The following is a 25663-nucleotide window of genomic DNA, read 5'->3' as shown; positions in this document are numbered from 1 at the left end:
CATGTTTCCCACATACGTCACATACGCGCTCCATAAACAAGTACGTCATGACCACATTCCCTGCGCACTACATAAGCGAGCTGATTTGTTCAGCGAACTCACGCGGATTCTCAATTGTGCCACCTTCAACCAACAGTGCCTGATTGTAAAGCAACTTCGCGTATAATGCCACTCTTTCCGTGTCATTTGCGGATTGCGCTTGCTGCAAAGCGTCAAACACATGATGCTTCGAGTTCAACTGCAATACGCGCTGCGACTTCACGCCACCGCCCTCGGGCATGCGGTTAAGCAGTTTCTCCATTTCAAGTGACACATCGCCCTCGGTGGTAAGAACCGCAGGTGCATCTTTCAGTGCAGGTGCAATTTCCACTTTGCTTACCTGCTCGCCCAGCGCCTCTTTCAGCGCACCAAGCAGCGCGCTGTTGTCTTCACTTGCCTTTTTAGCAGCCGCTTTTTCTTCGTCGCTTGCAATGTCTATCTGGGCATTTGCTACGTTCACCAACGACTTTTCTTCAAAGGCATGCAGCATCTGGAAGCAGAACTCGTCCACATCCTCCGTGCATAACAGCACGTCATAGCCCTTTGCACACACCGATTGCACCATCGGCATACTCTCAAGGCGCTCGCGAGACTCGCCAAACGCGTAATAAATGTCCTTTTGGTTTTCTTTCATGCTTTCAACGTATTCATGCAGCGTAAGCATCTTTTTTTGCGCACACGAATAGTACATAAGCAGTGGGGCAAGCATTTCAGCTTTCGCGCCGTAACTCGAATAAATGCCAAACTTCAAGCAACGCCCAAAGCTCGCAAAAAATTCCTCATAGTGCGCGCGATCGGTATCGCGCATAGCTTCAAGCTCGGAGGTAATTTTCTTCTCGAGCTTTTGCGCAATCGCGCGCAGCTGCGCATCGCGTTGCAGCGTTTCACGCGAGATGTTCAGCGTCAAATCGGCGCTATCAACAATGCCGCGCACAAACATGTAGTAATCGGGAAGCAAGTCGGCGCATTTGTCCATAATCAGCACGTTTGAAGAATAGAGCGCAAGACCTTTCTCGTAGTCGCGCGAATACAAATCAAACGGCGCCTGACCTGGAATGAACAGCAACGCATCGTAGGTGAACGTGCCTTCGGCATGCACGCTTGCTACGCGCAGCGGATCGGCAAAATCGTGAAAGGTTGACTTGTAAAACTCGTTGTATTCTTCAGGTTTCACATCGCTTTTTTTGCGTTTCCAAATAGGAACCATAGAGTTGAGCGTTTCAAGTTCTTGATACTGCTCGTATTCGGGCTTGTAGTCGTCCGGTGCGTTGTCGGGTTTTGGCAGCTCACGCGACTTCGTAACCATCATGGTAATAGGATAGCGCACGTAATTGCTGTACGTATGAACCAACTGCGTAAGCTCCCACTCGCTTAAGAAGCGATCGAAATTCTCATCGTCGGTATTGTCTTTCAGATGCAGGGTAATAACCGTGCCACTGTGTTCCTTTTCCGCAGTTGAAATTGTGTATCCTTCAATGCCATCGCTCTCCCACAGATACGCGTCGCTGCTGCCGTAAGCGCGGCTGAGTACTTCCACTTTCTGTGCAACCATAAACGCCGAGTAAAAACCAACGCCGAACTGGCCGATGATGTTTGCGTCCTTTGAGTTGGCAACTTCTTCAAGCTGCTTAAAATCGCGGCTGTCTGAATGCGCAATCGTGCCCAAATTCTTTTCCAATTCCGCAGATGACATACCAATTCCATTATCTTCAACGCTAATGGTGCGTGCCTGTTTATCAAACGACAAACGAATAGCAAGCTTGTCGGACGTGCTGTTTTCACGAGCACTGTCGTCAGTAAGCTGCTTGAAGCGCAGTTTGTCGAGCGCATCGGATGCATTTGATATAAGTTCACGCAAGAAAATATCCTGGTTGGTATATATGGAGTTGATCATAAGATCAAGCAGCTTTTTGCTTTCTGTTTTGAACTGTTTCACAATTAAACCTCCTGATAATAGCTGTACCAGACACGCCATACCTGCCCCGGCAACACAGCAACCATGTCTGCTGCGCACTGCACACAAAAACAGATACGCCTCACAATGTGTCACATTTTCGCAATGCATGCTGATGACACATACCGCACATTAATACACACGAGCAAGCGGCGTAGTACACAATTTAGCAGTCAAGTACATTGAGTGCCAATCAGAATTGTAAACGGGATGCATATAAAGTCAAGCTATAAACCGTGCAAGGCAGCACCTACTCAAGGTGCAGAACAACTCTCACTACACCGTAATCGGTTTTCCCATGAGCAACAGTGCAATTTGAACCGCGTTAAGAGCAGCACCTTTGCGAATTTGATCAGCAACAACCCACATTTGCAATCCATGTTCGACCGATGCATCAGCGCGCAGACGTCCAACGTAGGTTTTATTCGTGCCCGCCAACAGCCCTGGCATAGGATACGTATTATGTGCGGGGTCATCCATCAGCTGAACATTTGGTGCCGCTTGCAGCGCTACACGCGCATCCTCAACGCTCAACGGACGCTTGAACTGCACCGACACCGCTTCACCATGACAGCGCAGCACCGGCACACGCACACACGTAGCAGCAACGCGTATCGATTGATCGCCCATGATCTTTTTGGTTTCTTGAACCATTTTCCATTCTTCTTTAGTACTTCCATCAGGCAGAAAAACATCAATATGCGGAATGCAATTAAACGCAATTTGATGCTGAAACGCCTGCACGTGAAGCTCTTCATGATTCAGGTACGCGCGCGTTTGCTGATAAAGCTCGTCCATCGCAGGCGCGCCCGCTCCACTTGCCGCCTGATACGTTGACACCACAATACGCTCGATACCTGCGCGTTTATGCAGAGGCGCCAGCGCAACAACCATCTGAATGGTCGAGCAATTCGGATTTGCAATAACGCCCGTGTGCGAAAACGCATCCTGCGGATTAACCTCGGGAACAACCAGCGGCACATCGGGTTCCATGCGAAATGCACTTGAGTTATCAATCATAAGCGTGCCGCTACGCTTGCACGCAGCTCGCAGCGCTTTTGACACGCTTGCCCCTGCGCTAAACAGAGCAATGTCGACGCCCGCAAACGCATCGTCGCTTGCTGCTTCAATGACAATATCGCCCGCAGGAACCTGCGATGCGCCCTTAAAATGCATTGTTTTTCCAGCTGAACGCTCCGATGCAAACAGACGCAATTCACGCATAGGAACATCTAAATCGGACAGCACTTCCAAAAACTCGTGGCCGACGGCTCCTGTTGCGCCCACAACCGCAATGCTCGGGAATGCAGGCAAGGGCTTGCGAGCCGCCGAGGGCTGTTTCACGTTGTGCTGTTCAGACGTGCTATGATGAGCTTGCATCGTTATTCCTTTTCTGTTTCAGGTATGGTTGTCTGTTTCAGGCGCTTGTTCAGGCGCTGTTTCAGGCGCTTGTGCCCGTTAAAGCGAAGAAATTGTGCGCACTAGCGGCCTTTATGCAACTTCGCTTCAATTTCTTCTGCCGACAATTGACGCTCTTCAAACACTTCATCGGCGTCCAATCCAAACGCTGAATGAAGACAGCGAACCGCCTGCGCTACCTGCGCCGAGTCGATAACAATCGACAAGCGAATGGGGGATGTTGAAATGGCAACAATGTTGATGTTGTTTTCTCCTAGTGTAGCAAACGCACGTGCTGCAACACCTGGTGACGACTTCATGCCCGTTCCTACAAGGCTGATTTTTGCAATCGAGTCGTCAATATCAACGCTTTTTGCGCCTATTTCAGGAATCATTTTGTCAATCACGTCACGTGCACGCGCTAAATCGGCCGCTGGACAGGTAAAACTGATGTCCGTGAAGCCCTTGTCAGAAATGTTTTGGATAATCATATCGGTATTCACACGGTTGGCTGCCAGCGCAGAAAACACCTTTGCAGCTACACCAACCGAATCGGGTACAGCACGAATAACAACTTTCACTTCTGATGTATCGTGTGCAATGCCCGTGATAACCGCTTCTTCCATCATAGGGCTACTCTCCTTCACCAAAGTACCTGCTTCACTTGTAAATGCAGAACGCGAATGAATAACAACGTGATATTTTTTTGCGAACTCAACGGCGCGCATCTGCAAAACGCCCGATCCAGCGGCCGACATTTCAAGCATGTCGTCGTAGGAAATTTCGTCAAGCTTGCGCGCGCGGGGCGCAATGCGCGGGTCAGCAGAATACACACCGGGAACATCGGAATAAATTTCGCACACATCAGCGTTAATGCCCCACGCCAGCGCAACAGCGGTGGTATCGGAGCCTCCACGACCGAGCGTTGTAATATCGCCTTGTTCGTCGATGCCTTGAAAGCCTGCAACCACTGGAATAGCACCTGATGAAAGCGCATTTAAGATGCGTTGTGCATGCACTTTTACGATACGCGCGCCTAAATGCAGCGAATCGGTGCAAATGCCTGCTTGTTCGCCCGTAAAACTCATAGCCTTAAAACCGCGCGCCTCAAGTGCCATCGCAAGCAAACTCATCGACACTTGTTCGCCTGTTGAAAGCAAGCGATCCATCTCGCGTGGAGAGGGGCGTTGCGAGAGCGACTGCGCCAATTCAACCAGTTCATCGGTGGTTTTTCCCATAGCAGATACCACGGCAACCACCTTATGACCTGCGCGTTTGCGCTCAATTAAGCGCTTTGCAACGCCGCGAATACGTTCAGGCGATGAAACCGACGTTCCGCCAAATTTACACACTAGTAAGCTCATAGACACACTCGTTCACACATTCATTTACACATTCGTTTACACATTAATTGATACATTTATTTGCACATTCATACCTATACGCCCTGATATATGCCCTGACACATTCATGAGGCGTCTATTAATCAAATGTACTACACATTCTTTACCATAATAGTATTCATGATATCACCTGCATGTTCAAGCGAATCGCAACAACGCTCCATACAATCCAGAATACGCGACCACACTTCCACGCGCACTGCGTCATCATTACTGGTGGTATACAAACGACGTATTGCCTGCATATACACGACGTCTGCTTGTTCTTCATAGTCGTTTACTTCCATAATCAAGCTGTGAAACATTTTTGATTTCTTGAAATTACGAAAATCTTCCATCGCACGGCACAATGCAAGCGCACTTTTCTGAATAAGATGCGCCATTGCAATAGCATCGGTATGCATAAAATGTACATCATACATATAGAAGCGCTGAATAATGTCCTCGATACTATCGGTTACATTATCCATGCATTGCGCCAATTCAATAAGGTCTTCCCTATCGATAGGCGTGACAAAATCGGTAGCAACATTGCGCATGATGCCGTGATTCACTTCATCGCCTTCATTTTCAATTTCATGAGCTTTATGTAACGTTGGTTCAAGAGCAGCAGCGGTTGTGAAATTCTCAGCAACCTCAACAAGAACATCGGCTTCTTTACAGGCTATTTGAGCTTGCTTGATAAATGCATCGAAATAATCGAAATGCGTTTTAGACATACAGCCTCCTTGAGCATGTTACGGGAACTATCATTACTAAAAGCAAGGCTATTGTAACGCATAGCGCTGTTAAACGCTGGTGTAAGCCGAAGAAATTGCACTTTATGCAAATACGAAACCGCGCTAATGTTTCGGCAAATAGCACGAAGGATTGCATACGGTAACAAGACCAGCGAAAACGTAACGGCGCACCTTGAGCAGAAACGTGACGGCTCACCATGGAGTGGGATTGTAACGGCACCCCACGACCCGAAAACATGGTAACGCGAAATAAAGCGACAGCGGATGCAAGCGGATGCAAACCCTTACCCAACGTCACGGTACGCAAGCGCACTACTCGAACATGCGAAATGCGAAACGCTGCTCAGCTGCAATGGTCGTTTGTTCCCCATGACCAGGAAGTACACATGTATTTGGTGGAAGCGTTGACAACTGTTGCAATGAGCGCTTCATCTGATCTGGATTGCCGCCATAAAAATCGGTACGACCGCACGCATGATAAAAGAGCGTATCGCCTGATATAAGTACTGGTGCTTTTTGAGGATAACATCCATAACACGAATCAAGAAACAAACACAGCGAGCCTGGCGTATGACCAGGAGTTTCAATAACACGCCACGCCATAGCGCCAAAATTCAGCACGTGTCCATCGCCAAGAAACGTATCAACTTTGCACGCAGGAAGACGCTTACTGTCGGTAGGATCGTGGCGCTTCTCTTCAATAAAAGGAGCATCCGCACGCGAGGCAAACGTGGGAGCATTCGTACGTTTGCGCAATTCAGCAGCTGCTCCCCGATGATCCCAATGATGATGCGTAAGAATAATCCCATCAAGCGTGCGCCCGCCAATCATATCCATCAGCGCATCGCAGCAACAGCTTGGATCAACGAGAATAGCATGTGAGCCATCGTCTATGAGGTACACATTGTTGTCGTATTCGCCTACTATACAAAACGTAATATTCACACACGTATGAGGTACATGAAACAGTTTCATGATGTATATCTCCTTTTAACAGCATAATTTAAACAGCAGAACCACCTAAGTCAGCAGAACCGCCTAAGTACACGCATGATGCTGCTTTTTTGTGCCTACTGCTTCGCCTGCTTTCATGCGGCGCGCTTCAAGCACACCTTCCACATCAAGCAATTTAATAAGAATGTCATCCACGTGCGAGACATCAGACAACTGAAACAAAAATCGCATTTGAATAAAACCATCTTTTTGCTGTGAACTTGAAGAACTTAATACACTTGCGCCTTCTTCACTAAACACCGCAGCCACATCGCGCAAAATTGTCATTTTATTAAGCGCCACAATATGCACATCAATTTTGTACGACGTTGACGGATCAGGCGTAGTGGCCCACACCACATCAATAATACGCCCTGGCTCATTTAACAGGTCTTTTGCATTTGGACAATTCGAACGATGAACACTTACACCTCGTCCACGCGTAATAAAGCCCAAAATATCATCGCCTGGCACAGGATTGCAGCATTTCGACAAACGAACCAGCATATTGCTGAAACCTTTTACCACAACGCCATGCGACGAACCTTGAATTTTTCGTTTTGGCGTGATGAACGAAGTGTCATGCGTAACCTGCGTAAGCATCGGAGGAAGTGTTGTGCCTGGCGCGCTCTCAGGAGCAGGAATGGCATCGTTTTGAGAAAGACCCAGCTCGCTGAGCAGACGCCGCGACACCGCAAGCAGCGACTCTTTGCCTGTTCCCAGCGATACAAATAGGTCTTCCGAGTCACGATACCCCATATGAGCAGCAACATCGCCAAGAGCGCGCAGTGCAGCTCCATTCGCGATACCAACGGAATGTTTGCGCATTTCGTGTGCAAGTTTGTCACGACCAGCTGCAATGTCATCACTGCGCGAAATACGTGAGAAATACGCACGAATTTTTGAACGCGCTGAGGGCGTTTTTACCATCGCAAGCCAACCTCGTGAAGGACGCGCGCTTTTCTGCGTAAGAATCTCAACCCGATCGCCCATATTCAAATGATACGATAAAGGCACAATTGAACCATTTACTTTAGCGCCTACGCATTTGTTGCCCACTTCTGTGTGAATAGCATACGCAAAATCGATAGGCGTTGAACCTGCTCGTAAATTCTTTACTTCACCTTTTGGCGTAAACACAAACACTTCTTCGGAATCTAAGTCTACTTTTAAGTCTTTCAGAAATTCCTTTGAATCGGCCGTGTCGTCGGTCCAGTCGATCATCTGACGCAACCATACCAACTGCCGCTCGAACGCCTTGTCGCGCTCAGAAGCGTTCCCCTCTTTGTACAGCCAGTGCGCCGCCACACCATATTCGCTTGTCTGATGCATTTCTTCGGTACGAATTTGCACTTCAAGCGGACGCGCTGCTGGCCCAAGCACTGTTGTGTGCAAGCTTTGGTACATATTAAATTTCGGCATCGCGATATAATCTTTAAAGCGCCCCGGCATCGGATGCCACAGCGTATGCACAGCTCCTAGCGCTGAATAGCAATCTTTAACGGTTGTCACAATAATGCGTACGGCAATTAAGTCGAAAATGTCGGCGAAATCTTTGCGTTTTTTGCACATTTTTTGGTAGATGGAATACAAGTGCTTCGGACGGCCCGCTATTTGCGCTTCAATTCCCAGTTTATCCATTTCATTGCGCAAAATGTCCAATGTTTGCTGCAAATATTCTTCGCGCTCGTTGCGCGTTTCGCTAATCATGCGCGAGATTTGCTTATAGCGCGCCGGTTCAAGATAGAAAAACGCTAAATCTTCCAGCTCCCACTTAATAGAACTGATACCCAAACGGTGTGCAATAGGTGCGTAAATTTCAAGCGTTTCGCGCGCTTTAAAAATACGCCTGTCTTCACGAAGCGACGCAAGAGTGCGCATATTGTGCAGTCTATCAGCTAGTTTAATGACAATTACACGAATATCTTTACTCATCGCAACCAGCATTTTGCGAATAGTTGCTGCTTGTTCGTCGGAGAGGCTTTCAACTTCGATACGGGTAATTTTCGTGACGCCTTCCACAAGCATCGCGATTGATTCGCCAAACTGGTCTTTTACTTCCTCGAAGGTAGCGGATGTATCTTCGATAGTATCGTGCATAAGAGCAGCTACCAGCGTGTCTGCATCCATATGCAACCCTGCTAAAATCAGTGCCACTTCAATGGGGTGAATAATGAACGCTTCACCGCTTTTGCGTTTTTGACCTCGATGGTGCTGTTCAGCGAACACATACGCACGCTGCAACAGCTCAAGAGCAGGCGCGTCAAGGTACTCTGAAGCAACGCGGCACAATTCCTCAAAACGACGCTGTTCAGGCGCCATCTCATGTGTTACGGTGTCATCCGCTTGCATAGAGCCTCCTTTCTTAGGCGTACCTGCAGCGCTCAGTGCGCAGCATCAAGCACGAAACACGAGAGCGCACTCACGTGCGACACATCCAACAAACGCAGTGCGGACGTCGAGCACGGCACATCCGATACAGCGTACCCAACACGCCCAGCCGGGCGTACGTTCTTCATGCTATACCTTACCAAAATTCCCCGTTAAATGTGCACATGACGGCAAAATCGGTCGCGATATTTTGTCCTGGAAAAACTGCGCTGGCGCTTGCATAATATGCACACGATAATCTTCGAACGCTTCTTTTTCTTCAAGCCCTTCGCAATAACGCGCGCTGTTAGTTAGTTTTTCACGCGAAACCCCAGGTAAAACGCGAATATGACGAACATCCTCTCCAGAGGCAAACACGCGCCGGCACTCAATAAGCCCGAGCTCTCGAAATACTGCCAGCGCACATTCAACCATCGCGCTTGTAATATGTGTTTTGTTATCGGATGATTCTGTTGCAATATCCGCAAGGGTAAGCGAGAATGCACCGCTCTCGGCATGGCGTTGCTTATATGCCAGAAAACGATAAATGCGCGCTAAACGGTCGCGGTTAGGCGTTACACCAGCTAAAATTTCTTGGTTCACATTAATATCGGCGCGCCCAAACACCAAATGTACGTACGCAGCGGCCCCATTGCGTCCCGCTCGACCGCTCATCTGGTTAAACTCTATATCGTTATAGGGCATTCCATACAGCACAACGTGCGTAATATCGCCAATATTCACACCTTCACCAAACGCCGATGTAGACACAAGCACCGTTAAAGAACCCGTGCGGAAGAGCTGTTCAACGCGAATGCGTTCGCGGCGGCTTAGGCCAGCGTTGTAAAAACCAATAAGAAGAGCCAGTTGAGGAACGCGGGCGCGCAAACTACGCGCCAGCAAGACCGACTGCTCGCGCGTAGATACATAAATGACCGTTTTTTCACCCTGCGCCACTAAATTAGCAAGGTATTCCTCTTTGTCACGAATGTCACGTTTGTCGATAATATGCAAATTTTGGCGCTGCGTTTGATCGAACACGCAGGCGGTGATGTTAAGCTCGCGGGCAATGTCGCGTGCAATCACACCGTCAGCTGTTGCGGTAAGTGCTAACAACTGCACATTGCCCAGGCGCGCAATATGCTCTCCCAAATTGGCATATGCTGGACGCTTGCCTGCACGCGCCATGCCAATATGGTGCGCTTCGTCAACTACCACAAAGGAAATGCACCCCGATTTCCCCAGCTCCTGAGCATGAAACTCCAGATACTCGGGCGTGGTAAGAACGATGTCACACATACCGCTCTGCAAGCTGTCATAAATGCGTTTGCGTTCTTCAGGCGAGCTTTCCCCGCTTAACACCTGCACCGAAATTCCAAACGGGCTGAGTGCGTTTTCAAGGTGGTACGCCTGATCGGCAATAAGCGCACGCAGCGGGTAGATGAACAAACTTGCCTGGTGATCACGCAGCGCTTTTAAGGCTGCATACACTTGAAACGTAAGCGATTTACCGCGCCCTGTTGCCATAACCGCGAACACCGACAAGCCCTGATCGAGCTTTTCGAGCACCTGCTGTTGCGACTCATGCAAGCTGTGCGCACCAATAAGCGCCTCGATAATGGCTGCTTCAAGCTGCTGCGGATGCGTTTGTGCGCGTGTTTGCCACACATGGCGATTTTTCACACGCTGCTGCTCGTTTTCTTCAAGAAGTGCAGGCGACTCAGGCGCAAGAGTACACAATTCCTCATCGCTTGTAGCATATAAATTCGACACAAATTGTACATTTTTAGGATCAAGACACGCTTCAAGCGCGCGACATGCAACCGCAGGCGCAACCGACTTCAACATGGCTTTTATGCTGCGCTTTCCACGCCACTCGTCAATTTGAACTTCAAAAGCAGCCGACACCAGTGTTGTGGTGTTCAAAAGCGACTGAATATCGCTACAGTGAAACATAATTCCTGCTACGCGATTTATTCCATCTGATAGTATGCACGATAGGTGCGATTTATCAGCTCCTACAGCACGCATATTCGTAAGCGAAACATTTTGCGCGATAAGCAACGGTGGTTTATTTTCCTGACCAAAGGGCGCTAAGTGCTCAAGCATTTCTACATTTTCAAACGTCAGTTCATCAAGTGATACCGCTGCATCAACCGTAATGCGCGGATGGAATTTGTCTTGCTCAAGCGTATCCATATACGCGCACAGTTGCTGCGTAAACGCAGGTAAATCGCGAACATGCAGCGTTAAACCCACCGCTGCTTCGTGACCGCCGTACTTCACAAGCAAGCTGTCGCACGCTTCAAGCGCCTTGAACAAATTGACGCTTCCAACACTGCGCCCACTGCCGCGCGCAAGGTCGCCATCGATGCTGAACAGTATACTGGGAACGCCATACGCGCGCGTCAAGCGGCTGGCGACAATACCTTTAACGCCTTCGTGCCAATTTTCGCCCGCCACCACCAGCGCACGCTGACCGTGATACACCTCATCGGCTTGAACGCGCGCCATTTCGGAAAGCTCCATTTCAACACTGCGTCGCTGCTCGTTGAGCTGCTCGATATCACGTGCAAGCTCGCGCGCTTCGTCCAAAGAATCGCACAGCAAAATATCCAAGCCTTTTTGCGAGTCGCCCATACGTCCTGTAGCATTCAAGCGCGGAATGATGCTGTAACTAATATTGGTAGAATTGAGTTTTTCATTCAGCTGACCTGCGCTTTCAAGAAGCGCTACAAAACACGGACGCATGCGCGTGTTCAAGCACTGCAAGCCCTCGTACACAAGCGCGCGATTTTCAGCCACCATCGGCATCAGATCGGCAATCGTTCCCAATGTTGCAAAATCAATATAATCAAGCCACAAATTAGGTTTGCCAAAACGCGCGCCGAGCACTTGCACCAATTTCAGCGCAACGCCTGCACCAGCAAGAATGGCGCTTGGACACTGTTCGACACACTTCGGATCGACAACTGGTACTCCAACTGGCACCTGATCGCTTGGTTCGTGATGATCGGTGATTACAACGTCGATGCCCGCTTTAAGCAGCTCGTCAACTTCGTTTTTGCACGAAATACCACAATCGACCGTAATAACAAGCTGCGGTTGAAGCGCATTCATACGCTGAAATGCGGCATCACTCAGAGCATAACCCTCTTCAATACGACGTGGAATGAAAGGATCTACCTGGGCACCTAAATCACGCAATGCGCGTGTGAGCAGGGCGGTTGCCGATAAGCCATCAACGTCAAAATCACCAAACACCACGATGCGCTTATTATCGTGAAGCGCCTGTTCAATAACATCAACAGCGCTTTGCATTTCAGGAATATCGTAGGGGTTATGCCAATCACGCTGCAGCGATGGGTTCAAAAAACGCTGTGCTTCATCAGGCGTCGTGATGCCGCGCGCTACTAAAATAGTAGCGACAAAACGCGGAATATTAAAGCGCTGCATCAGCGTTTCTACGCACGATGTTTGCGCCGCACGAATCGTGAATTGAGCGGACATATCAAACCTAACAATGAAGCGTGTAGTAGTAGTTTTCGCTGTTATTGTCTCATATTATTGTTCAAAACGCACGTGATGATGCGGGTTGTAGTTGTATTGTAGTTTAAAGATGACAAAGCGCTTGCAATGTGTGAAGTTAAACGGGAGTGAAAGCGGAAACGCTTGCGTGAGCGTAAATGTGCGGAAAAACGCAAGCGCAAACATGCTGAAAATAGGAAACGGAACGATTCATGCCATGTCAACGTTCATGCGCGTGGGGTGACGTTCATGCTTGGAAAACGATGCAGGCTACACCGCTCGCAAATACCTACGACCGCACAGATGACCTGCCAGGTGAGCACGTTGGCAACGAGAGCGCTCCAACATCTTCACGCGCTAGTTCAGCAAGCGTCACACTGTCAACATAATGCTCAATAACCTGATCAAGTCCGCTCCAAAACGACACGGTTGAGCATGTTTTCTCGCGCGGACAGCCCTCATTTAAACCAGCACACGCAACGGGAGCTGTTGAGCCCTGAGATGCACGCAGCACGTCACCCGCTAAAATGCTTTGTGCAGGACGCGCAAGCACATAACCTCCTGCATAGCCACGAATGCTGCGCAACAACTGCGCTTTTACCATACTGTGAGCTAACTGTTCAAGGTACTTAAGCGACAAACCCTCATCGCGTGCAACCTGATGAAGCGGCACTTTTTCGCCATCGGCGCGCGCAATATAAATCATGAGTCGCAGCGCATAGCGTCCTTTTGTTGTTATAAGCATGCCACTCATCTCCTTATCACACCCACATAGTTGCAGATCACGTACATCACCTGCGCCACGTACGCTGCAACACACCCCCTATGGTGTACCAGACGGCACAGAACACGCATGCACAATGCGTAAATGTATCAATTACGAAACTATATCAAAATAATCTTTTCAAGCATATAACTAATTCTATATAATTGGTAGGAAAAGTATTGACTGTTTCTTAAATCTCACTAAGGTGGTAACAGAAACAACAATCTAAGCGCGCACGAAAAACCAAGAAACGTGCACGAAAGCAAAGGAACAATTATGACGAGAAAACCATTGCTAAGCATTGCCAATCTAAGCGCTCAAGTTGAAGAAAAGCAAATTCTTCACAATGTAAGCCTTGATGTACCTCAGGGGGAAGTGCACGTGCTTATGGGTCCTAACGGCGCAGGTAAATCAACACTTGGTCACGTAATTATGGGCAACCCAACCTATGAAGTAACGCAGGGCTCAATACAGCTTGCCGACCAAGACATAACCGAACTCAGCACCGACAAACGCTCACACGCTGGGCTGTTTTTAAGCTTTCAAGCGCCTGTTGAAATTCCGGGTGTGCCGCTGTCGAGCTTTTTGCGCGCCACTATCGACAAGCGCGAGGGTTTCGCTATGAAGAACAAAGAGTTCAGACACACCGTTGAAGCACTTGCTGACGAGCTGAGTATGGATCGCGCGTACCTCGACCGTGAACTGGGCGTGGGCTTTTCTGGCGGTGAAAAGAAAAAAGTGGAAATGCTGCAGTTGTTGTTGCTAAAGCCTAAGCTGGCAATTCTTGACGAAACCGACTCGGGTCTTGACGTTGACGCGCTGTCGGTTGTGTCGAAAGGCATGGAAGCGTATCGCCAAACCTGCGATGGAACGCTGCTGATTATCACGCACAACACGCGTATTCTGGAGCATTTGGATGTTGACCAGGTGCACGTGATGGTGCAAGGACACCTGGTGGCGCAAGGCGATGCATCACTTATCGATGAAATTGACAACGCAGGCTTTGAGCAATTTGAAGCTACCCTCGCTGACATGCGCGCACACGAATAGCAAGAGGCGACGCATATGGAAAAGAAACGTTCAGAAGTTGCCGATATCGACAGAAGCATGTACGACTTTCGCTATGACGATGCTGGTCAGGAGAAACTCGACGGCCTTACTGAAGATGTGGTGCGCGAAATATCAGAAAAGAAAGATGAACCGGCGTGGATGCTGAAAATGCGCCTCGATTCGCTTGATCTGTATCGAAGCATGCGTATCCCCACGTGGGGGCCCTCTATTGACGGGCTTGATACCGATCACATCGTAACGTACGTAAAGCCTAACACCGATCAAAAAAGCGACTGGGAAAGCGTTCCCGATAACATTAAAGATACCTTCGAGCGTTTGGGCATACCGCAGGCCGAGCGCTCATATTTAGCGGGCGTGGGTGCGCAATACGACTCCGAGCTGGTGTATCACAACATGCAAGACAGCGCCGCTAAAATGGGCATTGTGTACTCGGGCATCGAAGAGGCGCTGAAAGGCGAATATGCAGACCTCATTAAAGAAAAGTTCATGACGCTTATTCGCCCCGACGATCACAAATTTGCTGCTCTTCACGGCGCTGTGTGGTCGGGCGGATCGTTTGTGTACGTTCCGCGCGGCGTAAAACTAGACTACCCGCTGCAAAGTTACTTCCGCTTGAATGCGAAAGGTGCAGGTCAGTTTGAGCATACGCTTATCATTGTGGAAGACGATGCCGACCTTCACTTCATTGAGGGCTGTTCGGCGCCAAAATATAATGTTGCGAACCTGCACGCTGGCGCGGTTGAGTTGTTCGTTGGAAAGCGTGCTCACCTGCGCTATTCGACTATCGAAAACTGGTCGAAGAACATGTACAACCTGAACACAAAGCGCGCCGTGTGCGATGAAGATGCGTCCATTGAGTGGATTAGCGGCTCGTTTGGTTCGCACGTGGGCTATTTGTACCCGATGTCAATTTTGTCGGGTGCGCGTTCGCGTTCGACGTTCACGGGCATTACCTTTGCAGGCGCAGGTCAGAACCTTGATACCGGCTGCAAGGTGGTGCTGAATGCGCCGCACACGTCGGCATCGGTGGAAACGAAAAGTATCTCGAAAGGCGGCGGCATTTCAACGTTTCGCTCGTCGGTGGTGGCAACGCCAAAAGCAAGCGGCTCGGTTGCAAGCATTTCGTGTTCGTCGCTGATGCTTGACGATAAAAGCCGCTCGGACACTATTCCAGCTATGGACATTCGCTGCAAAAACGTGGACATCGGGCACGAAGCAACCATTGGTCGTATTGGCGATGACAAAATTTTCTACCTGATGAGCAGGGGAATTAGCGAAGAAGACGCGCGCACGATGATCGTAAACGGCTTTGCCGAGCCCGTGTCGAAAGAACTGCCGCTTGAATACGCTGTTGAGATGAACAACCTGATAAAACTTGAGATGGAAGGAGCTATTGGATAATGGATAGCCTGCATAACAAAACAGTTAATGCCATGCCAGCTCCTACCTGGTATCGCTTAAAGATGAACGGATCAAGTCCTGAACTGGCTCCGTATACCGAAATTGTGCACGACATGAGCATCGATGCTGAAAATGGATCGCTTGACGCGGCGTTTTTTGGCGCTGCGGGCGATTTTGACGCCGCTATGAGTGCCGCGCAAGATGCGTGGCTGGCGACACATCCACGCGCGGCGGAATGTGGTGCTGGTGTGGGTAACGGCGCAGGTCACGGCGCTGGTGACGATGACGCGAACGGCACGGGCGGCGCTGATCAAGCCTCCACGCACGCAAGCAGCACCGCCCTCGATGCGCCTGCTCAATCGCTCTACCAGCAACAAGCGCAAGCGCAAGAAGACGCGCACGACATTCGCGCAACGTTTGAAACGGGTATGGGAACGCAAGCGGAAGCATGGTTTGCCGAATGTGCGCAACAGCCCTTCGTTTTGCGCGTTCCGCGTAACACGCGCCTGAAAGCGCACCTGCAAATCAACGCGCACAACAACGCGCTGAACTGCAACAGCATTGACGTTATCGCCGAAGAAAACACCGATTTGGCACTGACAATAAACGTCGATTCACCCCACGAGGGCGCAGGCGCACTTGCAACGCAGCTGCGCATTTTCGCAGCCGACGGTGCACGCGTTTCCCTTGTGCGCACGCAAACGCTGAACAACACGTACACCGACATCAACAACATCGGTTTTATCACGCTGAACAACGCGCGCGTTACCATTCAAGAAACGGTGCTGGGCGCAACAAACGTGTACGGCGGCATTGCAGGCGACTTGCGCGGCGATGCGTCGCAATGCACACTTCTACTTGACTACCTGGGATTTTCTACGCAACTGCGCGACTTCAACTACTCCGTGAAGCACCACGGCTTAAAAACCGAGTGCCTCATTAAAGCAAACGGCGTTCTTACGCAGCACAGCAAAAAAGTGCTGCGCGGAACTATCGATCTAATTCACGGTTGTAAAGGATCGGCTGGTCAGGAGAACGAAACCGTTCTTCTTGTTGACGACGATGTGGAAAATTTAACCGTTCCAGTAATTTTGTGCAATGAAGATGACGTAGCGGGAAACCACGGTGCAACAATTGGCCACGTTCGTGCCGAGCAGATGTTTTACCTAGCGTCGCGCGGCTTAAGCAAGCAGGCTGCCGAGCAGATGTTTGTGAGTGCGCTCCTTGAGAAAGCGGCGCTGAATGCAGCACAAAACGAGGGCGCGAATTCGAATAGTTACCACGGCATTTGCCGTTTAGGAAGCAATGTGATTGACGACTTTGCAATACGGCTTGCCTCGCACGACATCGACCTGGCTCCGTTAACGCACAAGGCAGCACATACACACGCAGAACAAGAAGCAAGTGAGGGCACGCATGAATAACGAGAACAGCAAAAAAAACGAACAAAGCGAAATCACCGCGCAAGAACAGGCGCCCGAACAAGCGCGCGAACACGCTGGCGAACGAGCACCTGAACGCGTGCAAGAACACGCTCCTGAACACGCGCCTGAACACGAACAAAGCCAAGGCACGATGCTTATCAACAGCGCTCAAGCACATGGGCACCACCATCACCGCAACGGCCACGGTAGCTGCCTTGAAGCTGACGCGCAGCTTATTGCCGAAAACCCCTACAAAAAGCGTTTTCCTTTGTTGGTAGCAAACCCGCACCTTGCGTTTCTTGACAGCGCGGCCACAGCACAGCGTCCCGATTGCGTTCTTGCAGCTCAGCGCCATTTTTACGAGAGCATGAACGCAAACCCCTTGCGTGGCTTGTACGACTTGTCTATTAAAGCAACGCAAGCCATCGAAGATGCGCGTGCACATGTTGCACGCTTTATTGGCGCAACACCTTCTGCAAGCAGCGAAAATGCCGCCGATGAGAAGCGCGACGGCTTCAACGGCTCTGGCGCCTCGGACACCTCCGCCACCTCGGGCACTTTCGACACGTCGAATGCAGCGCAGGAAATCATCTTTGGACGCAACGCAAGCGAAATGCTTAATCTGCTTGCGTATTGCTACGGTGAGCTGGTTCTTCACAAAAATGACGAAGTGTGCATCAGTATCATGGAGCACCATTCAAACCTTATCCCGTGGCAGCAAGTATGCCGCAAAACAGGCGCGCGGTTGGTGTACATGCGACCTGATGAGCACGGTATTATTACGCAAGACGAAGCGCAGCGCTGCATCAACGAGTGCACGAAAATTGTGTCGGTTACGCACGTGTCGAACGTGCTTGGTTCATGCAACGACATCAAAATGCTTGCATCAGTTGCACATGCTGTTGGCGCGCGCATTATCGTTGACGGCTCACAATCAATTCCCCACATGCCCATTCGTGTGCGCCAGCTTGATTGCGACTTTTTCGTATTTTCGGGCCACAAGCTTTTCTCGCCACTTGGCGTTGGCGTGCTGTGGGGAAAACGCCAGCTTCTTGAAGCGATGCCTCCGTTTTTGACGGGCGGAGAAATGATCGACAGCGTTACTGAAACAAGCGCAACGTGGGCTCCCCTTCCCGAAAAATTTGAAGCGGGCACGCAAGATGCAGCAGGCATTTATGCGCTTTCAAGCGCGCTTAGCTTTGTGGAAGAAATTGGCTATGCAGCTATGATGAAGCGCGAGCGGGCGCTGGTGCACTACACGTGGCATGCACTGAAGCATCTGCCGTATGTGCAGCTTATTGGCTCGCCGTGCGGACGCGAGCATCATGGCGTAATTAGCTTTAACGTGCAAGGCATTCATCCTCACGATGTGTCAAGCATTCTAGACATGAACAATGTTGCCATTCGCGCAGGTCATCATTGCGCGCAACCGCTGCTTACGTGGATGGGCATCGAATCGTGCTGTCGCGCGTCGTTTGCGTTCTACAACGACAAATCAGACTGCGACGCACTTATTACCGGGTTACAGAGAGTGTGGGAAACCTTTAATGGGAACTAATATTTATACGGCAGCGCTGATGGCGCACAACACGCACCCCGACTACAAATACGATCTTGAGAACGCGAACTACACGCAAGAGGGCATAAACCCCAGCTGCGGTGATGAAATGACGCTCAAGCTGCGCGTGGAGGACGGCGTTATCGAGGAAGCAGCGTTTACGGGTCATGGGTGCGCGGTGTCGCTGGCGTCGGCAGACATTATGGCCGAGCTTATCACAGGCGAACGCATCGAAGTGGCGCAGCATTTGATTGATCTGTTCGTGCGCATGATTCAGGGCGATGAACTGAGCGAAAGCGAACGCGTCGAACTTGACGAAGCAGCAGAACTGGAAAGCATTGGCCGCATGCCTGCGCGCGTAAAATGCGCCGAGCTTGCATGGCGCACGCTTCACGGCTTACTCGAGAAAAACCAGCTCAACTAGCCCGTTTCACGAGCTTAGAAACGTGGGAATACGTGCGCTTGTTTTGCAACGTTGCTTTGCATACTTGGTTCACAAGGCTATTCCGAATGCAGGCGTTACCAGTATTTGCTTTGTGTTCCCACTTCACGCGCCTGCTTCACGTGTACGTTCCCGCACACGTTTCGCTCCACATTTCGCGTACCAACACTTCAAGCGCAACGGTTAGGCTCTGGCACAGCGTAGGTGCTTATTGCACAGCGTAGGTTTCAAACTCGGCATCGATACGCTGTTTCGCCTGCTCTGAAAGCATGCGCTCGGCAAACGGATACACCACGTCGTTTTCTTTTTGCGCATGCGAGCGAATCATATGCACGTACGCCATAGCCCAGCTAATTACTTCCAACTTATGATGCACAGACGCATCCTCCGTATACGCATGGCATGCTTTTTCCAGTTCAGTAACATAATGACGACCCTCGTCATGCTCAACAAGCATGCCGTGGCGAATTAAGTTCTCGGCTGGTTTACCCAGCTGCTCAAGCATCACACGAAACAGGATATCTTCCTCCTTCATATGGTGCGTTGCGTCAGCAAACTCACGAATGAAGCGAATGGTGTCGGCAAACTGTGCGCCGTCAAACGCGTTGTGTTCCATCAGCTGCACGCACATATCCTCAAGCGCTTGCGCACGCTCAAGAATGCGGCTGTGTTCTTCCATCAATACTTCAATGGCATGCATAGCACGCTCCTTTTCTGTCACACTTACCTTGTAAAAAAATAAAAGAGGCAGACGAAAAACGCTCTGCCCCTTTTGATATGGTGAAACTTATACGCTGCTTGCACGCATCCGCACACAAACCGTACACAACTTATGCGCGCGAAATCTTGAACGTGCTTTCCGCAACGCGATCGAAGTGATAGCCCAGCTTCGTTACAAAACCGCACGACCACGCAGCACGCAAGTCGCTGTAATGCTCAGCAGGATGAATGCTTGCATCAAAGCTGAATACCAGCTGGTCATCATCTTCGCTATCGATAGTAAGCTTATGATCGCATGGCATGCCATCAACCCAAAAACCATCGAGCGTTTCAAAAACGCTGCGAACGCTTGCTCCTTCAGGCAAATTCGTGTTCTTCACATATGATGCGCCAAGTGCTTCCACGTCGGGCAACATATTCTCAAGATGCGCGCTAAGCGCGGTGCATGCAAACGCAAGCTTCTCTTCTGCGGTGGCTATAAGGCGCTCAAGCGAAGCGTGAATATTGCCATCAACAATATGATTTTCCAGCAAGCCGCATGGCATAGGATACTCGTCAAGTACTTTCCTCAATGTGCCTGGTACCAGGTGCTTTTCCTCAGAAATGTTCGCAAGGCGCTCGGCAAAATCGTTCAGCGCGCGCACTTTCTGAAACATACGATAGTGAATTGCTCCAATTTCTTGACTCATGGTTATACTCCCCTTCAATATAAACCGTTTTTTGAGATCTCGTCTCTGTTACCGTATTGTAACACGCTCATGCATCAAAGAGTACACCACATGTAAACAATCATCAAGGAACTATCTGCTTGCGGGGCGTGCAGCAGAATCGTTCAACTTTTCAAGAATGGGAGCAAGCTCAAGACCGTGCACCATGGCAGCTTCGGCAAGCGATTCGCTTTGTGACGCTGGACAACCCAAGCAACCCATGCCAGCTTGCTCAAGGATGGCAGCGGCGCCTTCGTGCATGCGCAAAATCTGCCCAACCAGCATATCACCTGTGATGAACACCTGGTCATCGGAACTTTCACCGTTCGCGGCGCTTTCAGAGTTCGCATCGCTTGCATCGTTGCAGAAAAATTCCTTCATGTCGTGCTCAACACTCGAAATGCTTGCAATGCCAAAATTCTTAACCAGCACGTCGGCCACAGCGGGCGAAATAAACGCAGGCAGCGTTGGGCCCAAATGAATGTTCTTCACACCCAGCGACAGCAGCGCCAACAGCACAATGACGGCTTTTTGTTCATACCACGCAATGTTGTAGATGATAGGCAGGTCGTTAATATCCGACAAGCCAAACACTTCTTGCAGCTTAAGCGCCACCGCAACAAGCGAGTAGCAATCGTTGCACTGACCAGCATCAAGAACGCGAGGAATGCCGCCAATCGTTCCCAAATTCAGCTTGTTATAGCGATACTTTGCGCATCCAGCAGTAAGAATAATGGTATCTTGCGGCAGCGCTTTCGCGAAATCTTCGTAGTAGCTGCGCTGTTTGCTGCGTCCATCGCAGCCAGCCATTACCACAAACTGGCGTACCGCACCCGACTTGATAGCATCCACAACGGTATCGGCAAGCGAAAGCACCTGATTGTGAGCAAATCCGCACATTACGCTGCCCGATTCAATGGGCTCAGGAGCGCTGCACAGGCGCGCCATAGCAATCAGCTGCGAAAAATCTTTGTGGCCGTGTTCGTCGGCTTCAATATGCGTGCAGCCCTCAAAACCTGCGCAACCAGTTGTAAAAATGCGCGCTTTGTAGCTTTCACGTGGAGGAACAATGCAATTCGTTGTAAACAGCACCGGTCCATGGAACTGCTCAATATCGCTGCGCTGATTCCACCACGCGCCGCCATAATTGCCAACCAAGTTGTCGTACTTTTTGAACGCAGGGTACGCATGAGCAGGCAACATTTCGCAATGCGTGTACACATCAACGCCCGTGCCTTGCGTTTGTTCCAGCAGCTGTTCTAAGTCGGATAAATCGTGGCCAGAAATCAAAATTGCCGGATTGCTGCGAACCTCCAGCGACACTTCCGTTGCTTGCGGATTGCCAAAACGCGTGGTGTTAGCGGTATCAAGCAGCGCCATCACCTTAACGCCGAAGCTGCCAACTTCCATAGCAAGCGCCAGAAGCTGATCGATAGTTAGCGTGATGTCACTGGTTGCAGCAAGCGCTTGTTGCAAGAACGTATCGATTGCAGCGTCAGAAAAGCCCAGTACACGCGCGTGATGAGCATACGCACCCAAGCCTTTCAGCCCGTAGGTAACCAGTTCGCGAACGGAACGCACATCGGGATTTTCCACAGCTTCAACGTGTGCCAAGCGTGCAAGTTCATCGCTCTCGAAGTTGCCGTCCCACAATGTAAGGGCGCTTTCGCCCAGCTGGCTGTTAAGCGTATGAGCAACTTCAATAAGATGAGTTGCACACTGGGTAAGTGCCGTTTTGTCGAAATTGGCATTGGTGATAGTAGCGAACAGTGCGCTGGTAACCAGCTCGTCTACCTGCGACGGCACCGCAATGTGTGCGCTGCGCAGCGCTGTTGTAACGCACGAAAGCTCACGCGCGGCATACAGCAACACGTCTTGGATGTGGGCGACTTCGGGCGTTTTTCCGCATACGCCAGCAATCGTACACCCGACACCTTTCGCAGCTTCCTGACATTGATAGCAAAACATTGACGATTTCATGAGCCCACCCTTCATTTTCTCTCTTGTGTTCATGATCACAATGCTCATTCTATCGGGGCGTTTGCGGGCGCGCTGTTGCGTCTGCAACATATACGGCAGTTTTTTTATTTTTTTCAGTGGGAACGTGTGCAAGTTTGTATGTTGCGCGTGAGGGTGAGTGCGGGGAACGTGAGTAAAGTTCACGCTGGCGCAGGTGCGAATTTTGTGGGAACGGGTGCGTGATGTATGCGAATGTAAATGTACACGAGCAGCGGACTGGTGTTGATACGTGTATGGAACGGATCTGAGCAAACGAAAACGCAGATAAATGGGTGAATTTTCGGGTACTGGAGGGTGAACGGTGCGCGCTGGTGCTGGTTTTCTCCGTTGTGCGCGCGGTGGTAAACAGCGCGTGAACTGGCAAAACTAGCAGCCCAAAAGTACCAAAAACGCAGGAGCGTAATGCTGCAAAAATCGCAACAGCTTCAAGCCACGTGGCGAAGTAAGTATCACGTTGAAATAAACCAAACGCACGATGGGCACTACAATAAAATAGTTCACAAGCAACGCAACAACAACCGATAACGGAATATTGATAGCAAGGCTCAGCGCAAGATTGTTCGTGCCCGTCAGCAGCAAAGTTACGATTGTTACCATAATCGGCGTCATGATGCCAACGTTAATAAGCGATGTTAAGGCCGCGCGAAGTATGCCGTTCATCTGGGGTTTTATGAGTTTATCGATAATGAATGTGCAAATGCGCGCACCGATAGCAAGACGCACGAACAAAGCACACACAAAAATAAGCGGGTAAAACCAGTGTGAATGAATAAAAAATGTGATTCCTAACTGGCGCAGACCGTTAAACGTTGCCATAAACGTTACCATGCCGCCAATAATCAGCACCGTGAACAGCAGCTGCGCAACGGGGTCAACCGTGTGCGGCGTTGCATCGCACAAGCAATCGCGATACGTAATACGCGTCGCGGGAGCGTTTGGCAGCTGATCGGACGGTTCGTTCGGTATTTTATTATGCAATTCGTTTGATGTTTTGTTGTGCGGTTCATTTGATGTTTTGTTGTGCGGTTTGTTCACTGATGCGTTCGTTCGTTTTACCTGTTGTTGCGTAGTCACACGATTCCTATCCCTCAAGCTGCTCGGAGAGCACAAGCCACTCATCTTCAAGGGAATTCAGTTCCGTTAAGCGTTCATCAAGCTGCACTTGCAGCTTACCAAGTGCTTCAAAATCGCTTGGTGCAACCTCGTGCATTTCAAGGCGAAGCGCGTCAATTTTTTTGTGCGCTGTTGCCATTTTGCGCTCGAGCGATGCACATTGCTTTTTAAGCTGGTAGTGCGACACCGCTGGTTTCGCGGCAGCTTGTTTCGCGGCTGCTGATTTTGAGACAGAAGTGCTTCCATCAGGCGTTTCTCCATGCGAAGAACGCGCACCGTTCGCACCACGCGCGCCAGCACCAACGGCACCACTCGAAGCACTGGAACGTTGCCCACCAGCACCAACACCCAACGCTTCCCGCGCATCGCCGCGCGCACCGTCACCTGCAGCTTGTTCCCAATCGCGCGTACCAGGCGCAGAAAACCACAAGGCACACAGCGCATCGTCGCTTACTTCACGCACGTCAAGCGCATCAAAATACGCTTCCACGCCACCGGCAAGATGAATGAGGCTGCCTTCAGAAAGCACGTACTGATTGTCGGTTGTGCGAGCCATCAGATAGCGATCGTGCGTCACTACAACCAAAGTGCCTGGCCAGCCGTTCAGCATATCCTCAAGAGCAGCCAGCATGTCAACATCAAGGTCGTTACCTGGCTCATCGAGAATGATAACGTTCGGCTCGTCAAGCAAAATAAGCATCAGCGCCAAACGACGTTTTTCGCCACCGGAAAGTGAACCGATGCGCTTTTGCACAATCGATTGCTCGAATCCCAAATCCATTAGCAAATCCGACGGCGTTTTCGCCACGCCATCAAGCATAATACGGCGCGAATAGCGGCTTATAACCGCCCGCACGCACTCGTCTTCAAAGGGGTTAAGCATGCTTAAATGCTGCGACAGGAAGGCGCGTTTAACTGTTTTCCCAATTTTTACCTTCCCGCTTATGGTAGCAGATGCAAGTGCGCTTGGAATATGTTCGTGCTGGATTTGCATCGTTTGTAACAAGGTTGTTTTCCCACATCCATTATCCCCCACAATTCCGATACGATCGCCGGGGCCGATGCTCCACGTAATGTCGTTCAGAACCGTGTGTGGCGGTGTGTGTGGTGAAGGTGCTGGATATGACACGCTTAAGCCTTGGAAGCTGATCACTTCTTTTCCCAGGCGTGTTGCTGCCATACGATTAAGAGTAAGCGAACTGCGCTCGGGTGCCTGTGCTCCTGCAAGCGCTTTTGCCTGCGCAACGTGGAACTTTGGCTTCGTCGCACGCGCTCGCGCACCGCGCGCAAGCCACGCCAATTCGCGGCGCAATTTATTTTGCTGACGCTCCCAGGTAACATCGCGCACTCGTTCACGTTCCACACGCTGCAAAATATACGCAGAAAAGCCACCTTCAAATGGCTCAACGCGCCCGTCATGAACTTCCCACATGCGCGTACACACATCATCAAGAAACCAGCGGTCGTGCGTGACAACCAGCAAGGCGCCTTTTTGCTGCTTGAAGCGCTGTTTAAGGTGGAACGCCAACCAGCGAATGCCTGCCATGTCAAGGTGATTGGTGGGCTCGTCCAAAATAAGCACGTCCCACGATTGCATCAGCACACGCGCCAAATTCACGCGACGGCGCTGGCCACCCGATAAATTTTTCAGCAACGCTTGAGGATGAATATCGCGCAACAAGCCGCCCATCACATCGCGCGCACGGATGTCTTTCGCCCACTCGTACAAAGGACGCGTGCCAAACAGCACGTCACGCACGCAGCTTGCGCCACACAGTGTGTCGTCTTGTGTTACCAAACCAATACGCAGATTGTTCACGGGAATGCACCGACCGCTATCGGGCTGTATTTTACCAGCTAGAACACGTATCAGCGAGGTTTTGCCATCACCATTGCGCCCCACAATACCAATGCGGTCGCCGTCTTCAACACCAAGCGACACCTTATCGAGAACGCATTTCAGCGCAAACGACAAACTCGCTTTTTCCAAGCCAAGCAGATACGCCATGACAGTGCC

The 25663-nt window shown here is 50.4% G+C and carries 18 protein-coding genes; 5 read left to right on the top strand and 13 right to left on the bottom strand.

Translation table 11 applies throughout. The features are described from left to right. Positions 1-67 precede the first annotated feature (67 nt). From htpG to HMPREF3190_RS05355, 8 genes are all read right to left on the bottom strand, one after another. Positions 68-1975 (bottom strand): molecular chaperone HtpG, encoded by a 1908-nt coding sequence (gene htpG, locus HMPREF3190_RS05390; RefSeq protein ID WP_066781318.1) that lies wholly within the window; start codon positions 1973-1975, stop codon positions 68-70. Between the two features lie 294 nt (positions 1976-2269). Then, positions 2270-3373 (bottom strand): aspartate-semialdehyde dehydrogenase, encoded by a 1104-nt coding sequence (locus tag HMPREF3190_RS05385; protein WP_066781111.1) that lies wholly within the window; start codon positions 3371-3373, stop codon positions 2270-2272. Positions 3374-3474: 101 nt separating this feature from the next. Further along, positions 3475-4755, bottom strand: a complete 1281-nt coding sequence (locus tag HMPREF3190_RS05380; RefSeq protein ID WP_066781109.1) for an aspartate kinase — start codon at positions 4753-4755, stop codon at positions 3475-3477. A gap of 131 nt (positions 4756-4886) precedes the next feature. Then, the gene (locus tag HMPREF3190_RS05375; RefSeq protein ID WP_066781107.1) at positions 4887-5513 is read right to left on the bottom strand and encodes a DUF47 domain-containing protein; all 627 of its coding nucleotides are present in this window, start codon (positions 5511-5513) and stop codon (positions 4887-4889) included. A gap of 333 nt (positions 5514-5846) precedes the next feature. Beyond that, positions 5847-6509 (bottom strand): MBL fold metallo-hydrolase, encoded by a 663-nt coding sequence (locus tag HMPREF3190_RS05370; RefSeq protein ID WP_066781105.1) that lies wholly within the window; start codon positions 6507-6509, stop codon positions 5847-5849. A 63-nt stretch (positions 6510-6572) separates the two neighbouring features. After that, positions 6573-8879, bottom strand: coding sequence for a RelA/SpoT family protein (locus HMPREF3190_RS05365; protein WP_066781104.1), 2307 nt, complete (start codon positions 8877-8879; stop codon positions 6573-6575). A gap of 168 nt (positions 8880-9047) precedes the next feature. Further along, positions 9048-12407, bottom strand: coding sequence for a single-stranded-DNA-specific exonuclease RecJ (recJ, locus tag HMPREF3190_RS05360; RefSeq protein ID WP_066781102.1), 3360 nt, complete (start codon positions 12405-12407; stop codon positions 9048-9050). A gap of 307 nt (positions 12408-12714) precedes the next feature. Beyond that, positions 12715-13170 (bottom strand): RrF2 family transcriptional regulator, encoded by a 456-nt coding sequence (locus HMPREF3190_RS05355; protein ID WP_066781100.1) that lies wholly within the window; start codon positions 13168-13170, stop codon positions 12715-12717. Positions 13171-13467: 297 nt separating this feature from the next. Here HMPREF3190_RS05355 and sufC point away from each other — a divergent pair, with 297 nt between their 5' ends. The 5 genes from sufC to sufU are packed head-to-tail and all read left to right on the top strand — an operon-like array spanning position 13468 to position 19069. Then, positions 13468-14241: a Fe-S cluster assembly ATPase SufC gene (sufC, locus tag HMPREF3190_RS05350; RefSeq protein WP_066781098.1), complete on the top strand. Its 774-nt coding sequence runs from the start codon at positions 13468-13470 to the stop codon at positions 14239-14241. A 15-nt stretch (positions 14242-14256) separates the two neighbouring features. Next, positions 14257-15663, top strand: a complete 1407-nt coding sequence (sufB, locus tag HMPREF3190_RS05345) for a Fe-S cluster assembly protein SufB (protein WP_066781092.1) — start codon at positions 14257-14259, stop codon at positions 15661-15663. Next, complete coding sequence (locus tag HMPREF3190_RS05340; RefSeq protein WP_066781090.1) at positions 15663-17087, top strand: SufB/SufD family protein; 1425 nt, start codon at positions 15663-15665, stop codon at positions 17085-17087. Before sufB ends, HMPREF3190_RS05340 begins: the two co-directional genes overlap by 1 nt. Next, positions 17080-18645, top strand: a complete 1566-nt coding sequence (locus HMPREF3190_RS05335; RefSeq protein ID WP_449676287.1) for an aminotransferase class V-fold PLP-dependent enzyme — start codon at positions 17080-17082, stop codon at positions 18643-18645. The genes HMPREF3190_RS05340 and HMPREF3190_RS05335 overlap by 8 nt, the downstream gene beginning before the upstream one ends. After that, positions 18635-19069, top strand: coding sequence for a Fe-S cluster assembly sulfur transfer protein SufU (sufU, locus tag HMPREF3190_RS05330; RefSeq protein WP_066781088.1), 435 nt, complete (start codon positions 18635-18637; stop codon positions 19067-19069). The genes HMPREF3190_RS05335 and sufU overlap by 11 nt, the downstream gene beginning before the upstream one ends. A 226-nt stretch (positions 19070-19295) precedes the next feature. Here the strand turns inward: sufU and HMPREF3190_RS05320 are convergent, their stop codons facing one another. From HMPREF3190_RS05320 to HMPREF3190_RS05295, 5 genes are all read right to left on the bottom strand, one after another. After that, positions 19296-19787, bottom strand: coding sequence for a hemerythrin domain-containing protein (locus tag HMPREF3190_RS05320; protein WP_066781083.1), 492 nt, complete (start codon positions 19785-19787; stop codon positions 19296-19298). Positions 19788-19917: 130 nt separating this feature from the next. After that, entirely contained in the window at positions 19918-20496 is a 579-nt protein-coding gene (locus HMPREF3190_RS05315; RefSeq protein ID WP_066781082.1) for a hypothetical protein, read from the bottom strand. Positions 20497-20607: 111 nt separating this feature from the next. Then, positions 20608-22494: a hydroxylamine reductase gene (gene hcp, locus HMPREF3190_RS05310; protein ID WP_066781081.1), complete on the bottom strand. Its 1887-nt coding sequence runs from the start codon at positions 22492-22494 to the stop codon at positions 20608-20610. 405 nt (positions 22495-22899) lie between these two features. Beyond that, complete coding sequence (locus HMPREF3190_RS05300; protein WP_066781077.1) at positions 22900-23607, bottom strand: hypothetical protein; 708 nt, start codon at positions 23605-23607, stop codon at positions 22900-22902. Between the two features lie 7 nt (positions 23608-23614). Next, on the bottom strand, positions 23615-25654 hold the full coding sequence (locus HMPREF3190_RS05295) for an ABC-F family ATP-binding cassette domain-containing protein (protein WP_066781075.1): 2040 nt from the start codon (positions 25652-25654) through the stop codon (positions 23615-23617). Positions 25655-25663 lie beyond the last annotated feature (9 nt).

The sequence above is a fragment of the Umbribacter vaginalis genome, from assembly GCA_001552935.1.
Classification (GTDB): Bacteria; Actinomycetota; Coriobacteriia; order Coriobacteriales; family Eggerthellaceae; genus Berryella; species Berryella vaginalis.
The sequence above is the reverse complement of the archived record's forward strand: the minus strand, read 5'-3'. Positions and strand labels throughout refer to the sequence as shown.